The sequence below is a fragment of the Acinetobacter sp. AOR43_HL genome, from assembly GCF_027854635.1.
Classification (GTDB): Bacteria; Pseudomonadota; Gammaproteobacteria; order Pseudomonadales; family Moraxellaceae; genus Acinetobacter; species Acinetobacter pittii.
This window is the reverse complement of record NZ_JAKTHX010000018.1, coordinates 250417-263327: the sequence shown is the minus strand read 5'-3', so window position 1 is coordinate 263327 and position 12911 is coordinate 250417. Positions and strand designations below refer to the sequence as shown.

Here is a 12911-nt window from a genome sequence, read left to right as displayed (position 1 = left end):
GCAACAGCAGCGACTATTATTTTTGGAAAATTAGAACATTACCATGCCTGCATATCAATTTACTGCCATTGATGCTTCAGGGAAGCAGCAAAAAGGGGTGCTTGAGGGAGACTCAGCGCGCCAGATTCGCCAACAATTACGCGATAAAGCATGGACTCCCATTAGTGTCGATCCTGTTGAACAAAAAGATAAACATCAGAGTCAGGGGTTATTCCAAAAAAAGTTCAGTGCTTACGATTTGGCGCTCATGACCAGACAACTTTCGGTCTTGGTTGCTGCTGCTATTCCACTTGAAGAAGCTTTGCGCGCCGTGAGTAGGCAAAGTGAAAAAACACATGTGCAAAATCTTTTATTATCTGTGCGTTCTCGAGTCTTAGAAGGCCATTCACTCGCACAAGGTATGCAGCAATCTGGACGGTTTCCTGACCTTTATATTGCAACGGTCGCCGCTGGTGAACGCTCGGGACATTTAGATCTCATTTTAGATCAGCTTTCGGATTACACCGAAAACCGCTTTGCCATGCAAAAGAAAGTTCAGGGTGCCATGATTTATCCCATCATTTTAATGCTGATGTCTTTTGGTATTGTGATGGGTTTAATGACTTATGTTGTGCCAGAGATTGTAAAAACTTTTGATCAAAATAAAGATGCTTTACCGTGGATTACAGTCGCTTTAATGAAAGCCAGTGATTTTATTCGCCACGCTTGGGTGTTTATTATTCTTTTTGCAGTGGTGGGTGTTATTGCATTCGTACGGTTTTTAAAAACCACTGCTGGACATTATGCTTTTGATCGATTAACACTCAAATTGCCATTATTCGGTAAACTATCACGTGGTATTAATGCTGCACGATTTGCCAGTACCTTATCTATTTTGACCCGTTCAGGTGTCCCTTTGGTTGATGCCTTAAAAATTGGTGCAGCAGTGACCAACAACTGGGTTATTCGCGACTCAATTGCTCATGCGGCTGAGCGAGTGACAGAGGGGGGTAACTTAGGTACGCAACTGGAGCGCAGTGGTTATTTCCCACCAATGATGGTACAAATGATTCGAAGTGGAGAGGCATCAGGCGAGCTTGACAGGATGTTAGAACGAGCATCGACCATGCAAGACCGTGAGGTGACGACATTTATTTCAACCTTACTGGCATTACTTGAACCGCTTATGCTGGTTTTAATGGCAAGCATTGTACTGGTTATTGTAATCGCGGTTATGCTGCCAATCGTAAATATGAACAATATGATTTAATAACTTTGATATTAGAGATAATGATGAAAGTAAAAAATATTCAAAGCGAAACAGCGATGGAACAACATAGTGAATCTGCGGTTTCAAATCAGTTTGAGCCAACGTGCCATTCCGAGCATTGCTCTCTATCAGATGTTTGCTCCTCAAGCACAGCTTTCGGACTTGCGGCACGTTCGAGCGGTGCTCGAATGAAGCGTGCCTCAGGCTTTACCCTCATTGAAGTCATGGTCGTGATTGTAATTTTAGGTGTGTTAGCAGCTTTAATCGTACCAAATGTCATGGGGCGTAGTGAAAAAGCTAAAATTGATACTACTCAAATTGCATTAAAGGGTGTGGCGGGTGCTTTAGATCAGTACAAGCTAGATAATGGCCATTTCCCAACCATGCAAGAAGGTGGGTTAGATGCTTTGGTTAACCAGCCTGCTACAGCGAAAAACTGGATGCCAGGTGGTTATGTAAAAGGTGGTTATCCTAAAGACAGCTGGAAAAATGATATTCAATATGTCATTCCTGGGGCAGATGGTCGAGCTTTTGACTTGTACTCATTTGGAGCAGATGGCAAAGAAGGCGGTGAAGGTAATGATGCAGATATTTATTATCAACCTTAATTAAAATGTAATGGAGATTATCAATTCAGTTAAACAGTTAAAATGATAAATACGAATTGATAATCTCTCTCAATCAGAAAAATATAATAACTAACTGAAAAATATAAATTAAAGTTAATATCAATATTTGAGATTTATAATAAGAATTATTCCCATATTTAATAGTTACAAGAAAGTTAAAATGTAGAGAAAAATAAGCTATATATTTAAATAAAAGCTTTGCATAATAAATAAAAAGCACTTTATTCAATTAAAAGGAGAGATTAAATGAAAGCATTTCTCATATTAGATGAACTGACTCAGTTTCATTGGGTAATGCTCAAGTCTGTCCTATTGATTTTGGGTTTATTGCCGATTGCTGAGGTTTCATTAAAGTTATGGCTGAGTACAGAGGGAAGTAGCCAAATCATGATTGGTTTCTTCGCATTAAGTATTGTGAGCGCATGGTTAATGGTGAGCTTCTTTACAGCATTAAAAGCGAGCGTCTGGCAAGCTAAACAAATATCAACTAAATATGAGCAATTTCTTTTTAAAGCTTACCGTTATGTACCTATGGTCTTTTTATCGAGTTTAGTTGCTTATTTATCTTTGCAATTATCGATAGCTTTTTAATAACATTTTAAAAACAAATTTTTAGATAAAACGTAGACTAAACATCTACGTTTTATTTTTTAACTGGACTTAAAAGCAGGATGTTTCTTCATTTGTACATATTATATGCTTCAAATCAGCAACTTAAGAAAATGAGAAATATGAAATGGAACAAATCGAGTGGAATGATTTTTTTAAAGTAGAGCTGCGTGTTGGTAAAATTATTCAAGCTGAGGTTTTTGAAAAGGCGCGTAAACCTGCTTATATTTTACATATAGATTTTGGTGAAGAATTGGGTGTGCGTAAATCAAGTGCGCAGATTACTAAGCTTTATCAGCCACAAGATTTGTTGGGTAAATTAGTCGTTGCTGTAGTGAATTTCCCTAAAAAACAAATAGGGCCTATTCAGTCAGAATGTTTGGTGACAGGGTTTCATAATGCAGATGGTGATGTCGCACTTTGTATCCCAGAGTTTGAAGTGCCTCTGGGTACAAAGTTGTTGTAAATTAGCGACGAGATTTAAAAGAAACATCAACTTTACGTGGACGATAAACCCAACCTAAAATCAGCAGTAAGACTGCAAATCCTAAAATTGGATAATCACCTAAACGGTTATAAAGAGTTTGGCCTTGCATGGCAGGTAAATCACCTCTCAAGACAAACTCTTTATCAATCGGTGCTTGTTCAGTGATATGACCATTTTGATCAATAAACGCTGTTACACCTGTGTTGGTTGCACGAATAAACCAGCGGCCATTTTCTTTCGCGCGCATCTGCACCATTTGTAAATGTTGCCAAGGCCCAGCAGTGCCCGTAAACCAAGCATCATTCGATACAGTAACCAAGAAGTCGCTGTCTTCTGCATTACGTCTTGTCAGATTCGGGTAAGCCACTTCATAACAAATTGCAGCAGCAAGCGCATGCCCTTTAATTAAAAGTGGTTTTTGGTCACTCTCACCACGTGTAAAACCGCTCATGCTGATATCATTTTGCATGGCTGGTAACACCCAAGAGAGTAAACCTGAAAGAGGGATGTATTCACCAAATGGAACAAGACGCTGCTTTTTATAGAGTCCACTTGAATCACTGCCAGAAGCCATAATACTGTTGTAATACAGTGGGCTACCAACTTGATGTGATTTTGCAACATCCCAGTAGGGAATTCCAGTTACCCATGCAGTATGGTTCTTTTTAGCTTGTGCATCCATTGCATCCAAAAACGGTTCAATATCGGTTTGGAAAAGCGGAATTGAAGACTCAGGCCATACAATCAGATCACGGCCCCATTCAGATTGTGTCAAACCAGCATAAATTTCTAATGTTCTAACTTGGTATTCAGTCAGCCATTTTAAATCTTGTGGAATGTTACCTTGAATGAGTGAAACGCTAAGTGGTTTAGCAGCTTTAGGTTTTACAAACTGTATATATGATGCTCCCCATGCACCCAAAATCAATAGGGCCGAAGGGATAACCCAGAAAATACGTTTACGCAGAACTTCAACTAAAGCACATGCTAATACAATGACAACGAAGGAAATTGCATAAATACCAAATAACGGCGCATAACCATCGAGTAAACGTTCAGTAAAGGCGTAACCTACAAACAACCATGGGAAACCTGTAAACACCCAAGTTTTTGCCCATTCGAAAACAATCCAGAGCGGGGCAAAAGTAAGTGGTGTTTCAGGGAAGAATCGTCGGTAAACCCATGTCTGAAATGCTGTAAATAAACCCATCACAAGGGCCATAACAGCGATCATACATACGCTTAGAAATGCATTGGTATCGCCATATACATGGATGGAAGTATAGAGCCAGAAAGCGCCTACAAACCATAAGCCAAAGCCATAGCTCCAACCAATAGCAAAGGCTTGTTTAGCTGAGCGCTTATGTAATGCTGCATAGAGTAGGGCTGGAGATAAAATTGCCAACCACCACCAATAATAAGGTGCCAGTGAAAAACTGAACACGGCACCTGAAAATAAAGCAATGAGTAAAGGAAAAATTAAAGGAAGCTGTTTTTGTTGTTGCGAAGAATCTAACAGCTTTTCAAAGTATGCTCTCATTGACGTACAGCTCGAATCAGATGAATAGTGCGGGCATCTGCTTCAACAATTGTAAATAACCAATTTCCAAGCTCAACAGTTTGACCTTGTAAATCACTTACCAGACCAATCTCTTGAAGCAATAAACCGCCGACAGTTTCTACTTCATCGTCAGAAAAATCAGCATCTAAAACAGTATTGAAATGTTCGATTGGTGTAAGTGCTTGCACCATCCACGCATTTGCTACCGTATGGTCATTGTCAGGAACAATGTACTGAGCATCTTCATCGACCGTGTCGTGCTCATCTTCAATTTCGCCAACGATCTCTTCAAGAATATCTTCAAGCGTAACAAGACCGGCTGTTGAACCATATTCATCAATCACAATCGCAATGTGAGTCTGAGTATGTTTTAACATGCGTAGTACTTGATCGGAACGTGCACTTTCAGGAACAAATAACGGTTGGCGCATAAGAACTCGAATATCGACTTTGGTATTCGGTTCAGTTAGAAACGGCAACAAATCTTTTGCGAGCAAAATCCCGACAACATTGTCAGGTTGATCGGCAGAGAAGACTGGAAAGCGTGAGTGAGCAGACTCGACCAGTACATCAAGAATATCAAGTAATTGATCATCTTCTTGTAAACTGATCATTGCTGTTCGTGGCGTCATGACTTCACGAATTTTTGTAGCTGGAAGGTCAAGAACGCCTTCAAGCATAGCAACAGTATCGGGTTCTAAAAAGCGGCGTGAATTTTGGACTAATTTTAATAATTCATCACGGGTTTCTGGCGCTGTACCTAACCATTTTCGTAAGCCTCGCATTCCCCACGACGGACTTGGTTCCTCTTGCATGATCTTTCCTAAAGACTCAATGTATCAAATGAATACACAGATCATACCGAAGAAAAGATGCTTATGCATCTATAAAACAAGCTAAAAGACAAAACGTATATTGTTATGTAAAAGCCAGTTACAGTTAACAGCTCAGTAATTTGTTTATGCTAAAATGTGAAAATTCTATTTGTTCGAGTTTGTTATGTCAGAGCAACCCATTTCACCTACTGTACAACTCAATACGCGTGGTTTACGTTGTCCGGAACCTGTCATGATGTTGCATCAAGCCATCCGCAAATCTAAGTCTGGGGATGTGGTTGAAGTCTTCGCAACTGATAATTCGACCTCGTGGGATATTCCTAAGTTTTGTATGCATTTAGGCCATGAGTTGTTGTTACAAGAAGAACGCTTAGATGAAAATGGTCATAAAGAATTTCATTATTTAGTGAAGAAAGGTTAATAGGATAATAAGGCTTCTAATAAAGACGATTAGAAGCCATGAATAATTTAACTTTAATTTGAAATGATAATTTTTTACAAATAAGAATCGTTATATAATTTATAAAATTAAGTATATAAATGACGTATAAAAATGAATGATTATTTTGTGAAACGAAGCTTATTAATCTGTCTTTGGTTTTTCACTATTGCTGGTTTATTACATTTAGAGATCTCTTGGTTATCTGAAACTGTTGCTATCATTATTATATGTATTCTCATCGTTTTAGGTTCTGTTCTCCTCGGTTATAGGAATACATCTTTTGCTCCTGAACCAAAGATAAAGATGAGTTTGATCTTGCATACAAGATTTCTCGGGCTGATGTTAATTCTTGATTTATTATTTGGTAAATCGGTTTGGTACTACGATTTAGCGCGAAACTTTGGTTTTCTTGGCTTATTTTTATTAGGCACATTTATTTTCTATAAAAAGAATTTTAATTTAAACGTAGAAAAAATACCGCCTTTTCAATAAGTGGATACTAATAAAAAAGCCCCGAATAATCGGGGCTTTTTTATTACATATTAGGATATGAGCCGCGGCTAAAGCGGCGCAAGGAATTACATGTTAGGGTAATTCGGACCACCGCCGCCTTCAGGCGTTACCCACGTAATGTTTTGAGATGGGTCTTTAATATCACAGGTCTTACAGTGAACACAGTTCGCTGCGTTAATCTGGAAGCGTTTAGAACCATCATCATTTTCCATGATTTCATAAACACCAGCAGGGCAGTAGCGCTGAGCAGGCTCATCCCATTTTGGTAAGTTCACATTCACTGGAATTGAAGGATCAGTAAGCTTCAAGTGAGCTGGCTGGTTTTCTTCATGTACAGTGTTTGAGATAAATACTGAAGATAAACGGTCAAATGTAAGTTTGCCATCTGGTTTTGGATAGTTTGGCTTAAAGCTTGTTGCATCAACAGTTTTCAATGCAGCAAAGTCTTGCTTCAAGTCATGTAAAGTGAATGGCACTTTAAAGACATTCTGGTCGATAAAGTTAAATGCACCACCCATCCATTGACCAAATTTATGCATCGCTGGGCCAAAGTTACGAGAGTTATAAAGCTCTTCTTTTAACCAGCTGTTGTTAAATTTATCAGTGTATGAAGTTAATTCTTTAACGAATAAATCTTCGCCTTCAGTAACACGTGCAATCGCAAGATCACCGCCTTTTTCTACACCCGCAGCAATCGCTTCAAATACAGCTTCACCACATAACATGCCTGATTTCATGGCAGTGTGTGAGCCTTTGATTTTTGCAAAGTTTAAGAAACCTGCATCATCACCAATCAAGCAACCGCCCGGGAAAGTTAATTTAGGAAGAGAGTTGAAACCGCCTTTCACTACCGCACGTGCGCCGTAAGAAATACGTTTACCACCTTCTAAATACTGTTTAATCAGTGGGTGAGTTTTCCAGCGCTGCATTTCCATAAATGGATACATGTGTGGATTTTCATAAGACAAGTCCACAATCATGCCCAAAGTAACTTGGTTGTTTTCAGCGTGGTATAACCACCAGCCACCTGAAGAAGCTGTTTCTGCTAAAGGCCAACCTGCACCGTGCATGACTAAGCCCGGTTTATGTTTTGCTGGGTCAATTTCCCAAAGCTCTTTAATCCCGATACCGTAGTGCTGAGGATCAGCATCTTTATCGAGGTTGTATTTCGCAATTAGGCGTTTACCTAAGTGACCACGGCAACCTTCAGCGAAGAGGGTATATTTAGCGTGAAGCTCATAGCCTGGAGTAAAGTTATGCGTTGGTTCGCCATCTTTACCAATACCCATGTCACCTGTTTGAATACCTTTTACAGTACCGTCTTCATGGTAAAGCACTTCAGATGCAGCAAAGCCAGGGAAGATCGAAACTTCTAGCTCTTCAGCTTTTTGACCTAACCAGCGAACCACGTTACCTAAAGAGATCACGTAGTTACCGTCGTTGTGCATGGTTTTAGGAACCATCCAGTGAGGTACTTCTTTAGAAGTGGTGTCTGAAAGTAAGAAGAATGTTTTGTCTTCAGTTACAGGGACATTAAGAGGCGCGCCTTCATCTTTCCAGTTCGGGAAAAGTTCATTGATGGCACGTGGCTCAAGCACAGCACCAGACAAGATATGCGCACCTACTTCAGAGCCTTTTTCAACTACACAAACAGAAAGATCGGGTAAGTTTTTTTCAATCGCTAATTGACGGATCTTAATCGCAGCAGATAGACCTGCAGGTCCTGCACCTACGATGACAACGTCAAACTCCATCGATTCACGTTCGATGTGTTCCATGTAGGACTCCTCAATACTTAAAGGTGGCAACCGTCATATTCAGATAATTCGGTGCTGCCGTGAGTGTTTTAATCCATAGGCGCAAATATGCTATTGTGCCTTTTATCGTTTGGGCTAGTATAGTTTTAAACCATGATCTAGCCAATTGGCTGAGTCGTAACATTTTTTCGTCAGCAAGGCATAAACTATGGTAAATCAAAATAATTCACCATCGGATATGGGAAAAATACCGTTATCTGATGATAAAAACTTAATGAACATTGCACAATACTTAAAAGGTGTACAGCAAAGTCACAAAAGGTCAATTCCACCTTTAGAGCAGTGGCATCCAAAGCATTGTGGCAAAATGGATTTGACGGTGAAATCCAATGGAGAATGGTGGCACGAAGGTCAATTAATCAAGCGCCAAGCTCTATTAGATCTGTTTACCAAAGTCCTATGGAAAGAAGAAGGCAAATTCTACCTGAAAACCCCTGTAGAACAAATTGAAATCGAAGTTGAAGATGAACCTTTATTAATCAATCAGGCAGATCAGGTGGAAATTTCAGGTGAGCAGTTTTTACAACTGACCACCACCAACCAAGATGTAATTTTGGTTGATGCAGAACATCCTATTTTTATGCGTGAATATGCAGGAGAGTTGCGTCCTTATGTGCATGTCCGTTTTGGGATTAATGCGCTGATTCAACGTCAGGCTTTCTATCATTTGGTGAACTATGGAACACTAATTGAAAACGATAAAGGTGAAACCATTTTAGAGCTAAAAAGTGGTAATTTGCTCTTGCAATTAGGCACTTGAGGTTTAAGCTTTAGGGAGTGAAATTTTCTGACACTTCAGTACAGCTATGACCGCCATACAACCTTTATTTTCCGAGCTAGAACCTATGCCTAAAGCATCAGCAGATGCCCCAATTGGTATTTTTGATTCGGGAATTGGAGGGATGTCAGTTGCAGCAGAAATTGCCAAATATTTACCAAATGAACGTATTGTGTATTATGCCGATACTGCCTACGTTCCTTATGGACCACGCTCGGATGAAGAAATCAGGGAACTCACGGCTCGAGCAGTCGATTGGCTATATCGTCAAGGTTGTAAAATTGCAGTTGTAGCCTGTAATACGGCTTCCGCATTTAGCCTTGATCATTTGCGTGAGCATTATGGTGAACACTTTCCAATTGTAGGGTTGGTTCCAGCATTAAAACCTGCTGTATTACAGACTCGCTCTAAAGTGGTTGCTGTGTTGGCCACACCTGCTACTTTTCGCGGCCAGCTTATTAAAGATGTAGTCGAGAAGTTTGCTGTTCCAGCAGGCGTTAAAGTGATGACTTTAACTAGCCTTGAACTCGTTCCTTGTGTAGAGGCAGGTCAGCAAATGGGTGAAATATGTTTAAAGGCATTAAAAGAAGTTTTACAACCCGCTGCTGAGCAAGGTGCCGACTATTTAGTGCTCGGTTGCACGCATTATCCTTTCTTAAATCAAGCAATTCATCATCTTTTTGATAACCAATTCACACTGGTTGATTCTGGATTGGCAGTTGCCCGACAAACAGCCCGTATTTTAATAAAAAATGAGTTATTATGTGACCAAATAGGTCAGAATGTTGCACGTATTGAATGTTATGTCAGCGGTAATAATGCTGAGGCACTGCAACCTGTTTTACAACATATGATTCCACAAGAATTAACTTGGACACTTCATAATCTGAACTGAGCTTTTAGCATCATTTAGAAAGCAGTGTTTTTTAGATTTATTATTTTATTTGGGGCGGTTCATGATCTTGACTGATATTAAGTCACGGACAGATCATGGGGCGAAAGGGTATTGTTATGCTCGATACACGCTATCAGATTTTTATTTCAACATCCGGCCGCGATATGCAGCCAGAGCGAATGGTTTTGTCTCAAACCTTGGTAGGGATGGGTTTCTTTGCTTGGGGATTAGAACAACGAACACCCCTAACCACTACGCTTGCTCGTCGACAAATTGATGAGTGTGATTATGTAATCCTACTTTTAGGCAGCCAGTATGGAGAGCAGTCGATTGCTGGTGTGAGTTATTTATCTTTAGAATATGAATATGCGTTAAGTCAGGCTAAACCCATTATTGTGTTCATGCATGAGCAGCCTGAAAGTCGTGAAATGCATTTACAAGAAACACATCCACAGCTTAAAGATAAATTTCTCGTATTTAGAAAAAAACTATTACATGAAGCTCAGCACGTATTTTACTTTAAAACGCCACGTGAACTAGAGTTGGCTGTTCGTTTAAATATGCCTTTAATGGTTGAACAACATATGGGGCAAGGTTGGGTGCCTGCTCATCAGGCTCATCACTTAGAAGATGAAATTAAGTTATTAAAAAGTAAAATTTTACAGTTAGAACAACAATTAGCAGAATCATCAGCTCAAGTAAACGAAGTTGCTCCCCAAGACGTTTTTGCATTTGAATATCAAATTCAAGCATTTCAGGATGGGAATTTTAAAGAGCTTAAACGACAACGACAAATGACTTGGTCGCAGTTGTTAAGCATATTGGCAAAGCAGTTTGAAACAGCGACACCAGAAGAGAATTTTGGGACATGCTTAAATGAATATTTAAATCAGGCTGGCCTAGAAGATGCTCGTCAGGAGTTACCCCGCGCTCATGCTGTCGCCTGCGCTCAGATTAACCATAAAGCATTGTTTCGGATAAAAAAGCAAATGCAGTCACAGGGCTGGATTGTTCCAACTCAAACTGAACAATCCTATAGCTTATGGAAAGTCACAGCTAAAGCTCAAAAATTATTACTTAGCTATAAATGGAATCATCGGGGCATTCGATTAAAAGCTTAGAGCGATTCAATTTATATATGACAATAAAAGCTGTTACATTAGTGACATAAGATGAATTGAAAGGCATTTACACATGTCGTTTGAACAAAAACCGAAAGTCACAGTCATTTTAGCGAATTTAGGAACACCGGATGAGGCCACTGTTCCAGCGGTTCGCCGTTTTCTAAAGCAGTTTTTATCTGATTCACGCGTGATTGAAATACCGAAATTCATTTGGTGGATTATTTTAAATCTGTTTGTTTTACCTTTTCGCCCAAAAAGGGTAGCACATGCCTATGCTTCGGTATGGTCAAAAGATTCGCCCATGCGTGAAATTGTGTTTGAGCAAACTCAACGTATTCAGGCTTATTTGCAGCGAGAAAATAATCAGTTTGATTTAACCGTGATACCAGCGATGACCTATGGTAATCCGGGTATTGACGCAGTTTTAGAAAAACTGGCAGCTAATCCGCAAGAGCATGTCATTTTATTGCCTTTATTTCCTCAATATTCAGCCACTTCTACAGCACCATTATACGATGCATTTGCTAAATGGATTCCAGCCCAGCGAAACTTGCCGGGTCTAACGATTATTAAAGACTACTATCAGCATCCAATGTTTATTCAGGCATTGGCAGAAAGTGTTTTAGCTTACCAAGAGCAACATGGAAAACCTGAAAAACTGTTGATGTCATTTCATGGTATTCCACAGCCTTATGCAGACAAAGGCGACCCGTATGCAGACCGTTGTCGCATTACTGCAAAGTTAGTCGCTGAAGCTTTGCATTTAAAAGATGATGAATGGGCGATTAGCTTCCAGTCACGGTTTGGGAAACAAGAGTGGGTTAAACCTTATACAGACCAACTTTTGCAAGATTGGGCGAAGCAGGGCATTAAGTCAGTACAGGTATTAAGCCCAGCTTTTTCTGCTGACTGTTTAGAGACACTTGAAGAGTTGGCCATACAAAATGCTGAGTTGTTTCAACAAGCTGGTGGTGGCAGCTATGCTTATATTCCTGCTTTAAACAGTGATCAAGCTCATATTGATTTGCTTGCAGGGTTAGTTCAGGCTAATCTTGATGCCCTTACTTATACCTTAGCCCACCGTTAATTGCGTTTTAGCCAGAGGTTCTTATGCTGCAAGTCAAAATTGTTCCAGTTACTGCATTTGCCCAAAATTGTTCTCTTCTTTGGGACAGTGAAACAAAAGAAGCAGTTTTGATTGATGCTGGCGGTGATGCTTTAGTTTTGAAGAAAGAAGTTGAAGCCTTAGGTTTAAAAGTGAAAGCTCTTTGGCTCACTCATGGGCATTTAGACCATGCTGGAGCGGTGGGTGAACTTGCCAAAGAATGGAGCGTTCCAGTTATTGGTCCCCATAAAGAAGATCAGTTCTGGCTAGATATGATTCAGGAAGTTTCAGCACGTTATGGCTTTCCAATCCCACAGCCTGTTAAAGTCGATCAATGGCTTGAAGGCGGTGAAGTGCTAAAACTGGGTGAAGATGAGTTTGAGGTACGTTTTGCCCCAGGCCATACACCAGGGCATGTTATTTTCTATAATAAAAATCATGGTTTACTTTGGACTGGTGATGTCTTGTTTAAAGGCTCGATTGGCAGAACAGACTTCCCGCGTGGAAACCATGATCAGTTGATTGAATCGATTAAACGTGAGTGTTTTAGTTTGCCAGATGATACTCAATTTATTTCGGGACATGGTCCGATGAGTACCATTGGCTATGAAAAACAATTTAACCCGTTTGTCGCGGGTAAAGCAGGTTAATCCTCGTAATCATCTTCATTTTGACTACCCTTGTTATGCTGAGGCGCATCTTGGGTAGGCAGTCTATATTCATCATTTGCCCAAGCACCTAAATCAATTAATTTACAGCGTTCAGAGCAAAATGGACGAAATTCGTTACCTTCCCAAACACTTTGTTCACCACAACGTGGGCAGGGGAATGTACGTGGCATAAAGCGATATCCTCAAAGTGAAGAG

Annotated in this window: 15 protein-coding genes; 11 read left to right on the top strand and 4 right to left on the bottom strand. The window is 40.0% G+C overall.

What is annotated here, in order from left to right; translation table 11 throughout:
• Window positions 1-43: 43 nt before the first annotated feature.
• From gspF to MKL33_RS08130, 4 genes are all read left to right on the top strand, one after another.
• Window positions 44-1249, top strand: coding sequence for a type II secretion system inner membrane protein GspF (gene gspF / locus MKL33_RS08145; RefSeq protein ID WP_005065941.1), 1206 nt, complete (start codon window positions 44-46; stop codon window positions 1247-1249).
• Between the two features lie 23 nt (window positions 1250-1272).
• On the top strand, window positions 1273-1857 hold the full coding sequence (gene gspG, locus MKL33_RS08140; protein ID WP_005079288.1) for a type II secretion system major pseudopilin GspG: 585 nt from the start codon (window positions 1273-1275) through the stop codon (window positions 1855-1857).
• Between the two features lie 267 nt (window positions 1858-2124).
• Window positions 2125-2469, top strand: a complete 345-nt coding sequence (locus MKL33_RS08135; RefSeq protein WP_227062224.1) for a hypothetical protein — start codon at window positions 2125-2127, stop codon at window positions 2467-2469.
• A 145-nt stretch (window positions 2470-2614) separates the two neighbouring features.
• Window positions 2615-2953 carry a tRNA-binding protein gene (locus MKL33_RS08130; RefSeq protein WP_005065945.1) on the top strand — a complete coding sequence of 113 codons (339 nt, stop codon included), beginning with the start codon at window positions 2615-2617 and terminating at the stop codon, window positions 2951-2953.
• Between the two features lies 1 nt (window position 2954).
• Here the strand turns inward: MKL33_RS08130 and lnt are convergent, their stop codons facing one another.
• A complete protein-coding gene (gene lnt, locus MKL33_RS08125; RefSeq protein WP_270906785.1) occupies window positions 2955-4514 on the bottom strand; it encodes an apolipoprotein N-acyltransferase in 1560 nt (519 codons plus the stop codon).
• The gene (locus MKL33_RS08120) at window positions 4511-5350 is read right to left on the bottom strand and encodes an HlyC/CorC family transporter (protein ID WP_002114976.1); all 840 of its coding nucleotides are present in this window, start codon (window positions 5348-5350) and stop codon (window positions 4511-4513) included. The genes lnt and MKL33_RS08120 overlap by 4 nt, the downstream gene beginning before the upstream one ends.
• 184 nt (window positions 5351-5534) lie before the next feature.
• Between MKL33_RS08120 and tusA the strand changes: the two genes are divergently transcribed.
• Window positions 5535-5792, top strand: coding sequence for a sulfurtransferase TusA (gene tusA / locus MKL33_RS08115; protein WP_002053527.1), 258 nt, complete (start codon window positions 5535-5537; stop codon window positions 5790-5792).
• A 132-nt stretch (window positions 5793-5924) separates the two neighbouring features.
• A complete protein-coding gene (locus tag MKL33_RS08110) occupies window positions 5925-6305 on the top strand; it encodes a hypothetical protein (RefSeq protein WP_032056275.1) in 381 nt (126 codons plus the stop codon).
• A gap of 86 nt (window positions 6306-6391) precedes the next feature.
• Here the strand turns inward: MKL33_RS08110 and MKL33_RS08105 are convergent, their stop codons facing one another.
• A complete protein-coding gene (locus tag MKL33_RS08105; RefSeq protein WP_005804177.1) occupies window positions 6392-8104 on the bottom strand; it encodes an electron transfer flavoprotein-ubiquinone oxidoreductase in 1713 nt (570 codons plus the stop codon).
• Between the two features lie 187 nt (window positions 8105-8291).
• On the opposite strand from MKL33_RS08105, the gene MKL33_RS08100 reads away from it, so the two are divergent.
• The 5 genes from MKL33_RS08100 (at window position 8292) to MKL33_RS08080 (ending at window position 12695) form a co-directional block, all read left to right on the top strand.
• Entirely contained in the window at window positions 8292-8903 is a 612-nt protein-coding gene (locus MKL33_RS08100; protein WP_270906784.1) for a DUF1285 domain-containing protein, read from the top strand.
• A gap of 46 nt (window positions 8904-8949) precedes the next feature.
• Window positions 8950-9816 (top strand): glutamate racemase, encoded by an 867-nt coding sequence (gene murI / locus MKL33_RS08095; protein WP_069120435.1) that lies wholly within the window; start codon window positions 8950-8952, stop codon window positions 9814-9816.
• A 116-nt stretch (window positions 9817-9932) separates the two neighbouring features.
• Window positions 9933-10937, top strand: a complete 1005-nt coding sequence (locus MKL33_RS08090) for a DUF4062 domain-containing protein (RefSeq protein WP_068930420.1) — start codon at window positions 9933-9935, stop codon at window positions 10935-10937.
• Between the two features lie 73 nt (window positions 10938-11010).
• Complete coding sequence (gene hemH, locus MKL33_RS08085; protein ID WP_069036483.1) at window positions 11011-12027, top strand: ferrochelatase; 1017 nt, start codon at window positions 11011-11013, stop codon at window positions 12025-12027.
• A gap of 23 nt (window positions 12028-12050) precedes the next feature.
• Window positions 12051-12695, top strand: coding sequence for an MBL fold metallo-hydrolase (locus MKL33_RS08080; protein WP_069036482.1), 645 nt, complete (start codon window positions 12051-12053; stop codon window positions 12693-12695).
• On the opposite strand, the gene MKL33_RS08075 is transcribed toward MKL33_RS08080, so the two are convergent.
• Window positions 12692-12886 carry a DNA gyrase inhibitor YacG gene (locus MKL33_RS08075; RefSeq protein ID WP_270906783.1) on the bottom strand — a complete coding sequence of 65 codons (195 nt, stop codon included), beginning with the start codon at window positions 12884-12886 and terminating at the stop codon, window positions 12692-12694. The genes MKL33_RS08080 and MKL33_RS08075 overlap by 4 nt on opposite strands.
• Window positions 12887-12911 lie beyond the last annotated feature (25 nt).

Bases quoted from the DNA above. Each gene is read 5' to 3' on its own strand.
- gspF (WP_005065941.1), top strand. From the start codon at position 44: ATGCCTGCATATCAATTTACTGCCATTGATGCTTCAGGGAAGCAGCAA.
- gspG (WP_005079288.1), top strand. From the start codon at position 1,273: ATGAAAGTAAAAAATATTCAAAGCGAAACAGCGATGGAACAACATAGT.
- MKL33_RS08135 (WP_227062224.1), top strand. From the start codon at position 2,125: ATGAAAGCATTTCTCATATTAGATGAACTGACTCAGTTTCATTGGGTA.
- MKL33_RS08130 (WP_005065945.1), top strand. From the start codon at position 2,615: ATGGAACAAATCGAGTGGAATGATTTTTTTAAAGTAGAGCTGCGTGTT.
- lnt (WP_270906785.1), bottom strand. From the start codon at position 4,514: ATGAGAGCATACTTTGAAAAGCTGTTAGATTCTTCGCAACAACAAAAA.
- MKL33_RS08120 (WP_002114976.1), bottom strand. From the start codon at position 5,350: ATGCAAGAGGAACCAAGTCCGTCGTGGGGAATGCGAGGCTTACGAAAA.
- tusA (WP_002053527.1), top strand. From the start codon at position 5,535: ATGTCAGAGCAACCCATTTCACCTACTGTACAACTCAATACGCGTGGT.
- MKL33_RS08110 (WP_032056275.1), top strand. From the start codon at position 5,925: ATGAATGATTATTTTGTGAAACGAAGCTTATTAATCTGTCTTTGGTTT.
- MKL33_RS08105 (WP_005804177.1), bottom strand. From the start codon at position 8,104: ATGGAACACATCGAACGTGAATCGATGGAGTTTGACGTTGTCATCGTA.
- MKL33_RS08100 (WP_270906784.1), top strand. From the start codon at position 8,292: ATGGTAAATCAAAATAATTCACCATCGGATATGGGAAAAATACCGTTA.
- murI (WP_069120435.1), top strand. From the start codon at position 8,950: ATGACCGCCATACAACCTTTATTTTCCGAGCTAGAACCTATGCCTAAA.
- MKL33_RS08090 (WP_068930420.1), top strand. From the start codon at position 9,933: ATGCTCGATACACGCTATCAGATTTTTATTTCAACATCCGGCCGCGAT.
- hemH (WP_069036483.1), top strand. From the start codon at position 11,011: ATGTCGTTTGAACAAAAACCGAAAGTCACAGTCATTTTAGCGAATTTA.
- MKL33_RS08080 (WP_069036482.1), top strand. From the start codon at position 12,051: ATGCTGCAAGTCAAAATTGTTCCAGTTACTGCATTTGCCCAAAATTGT.
- MKL33_RS08075 (WP_270906783.1), bottom strand. From the start codon at position 12,886: ATGCCACGTACATTCCCCTGCCCACGTTGTGGTGAACAAAGTGTTTGG.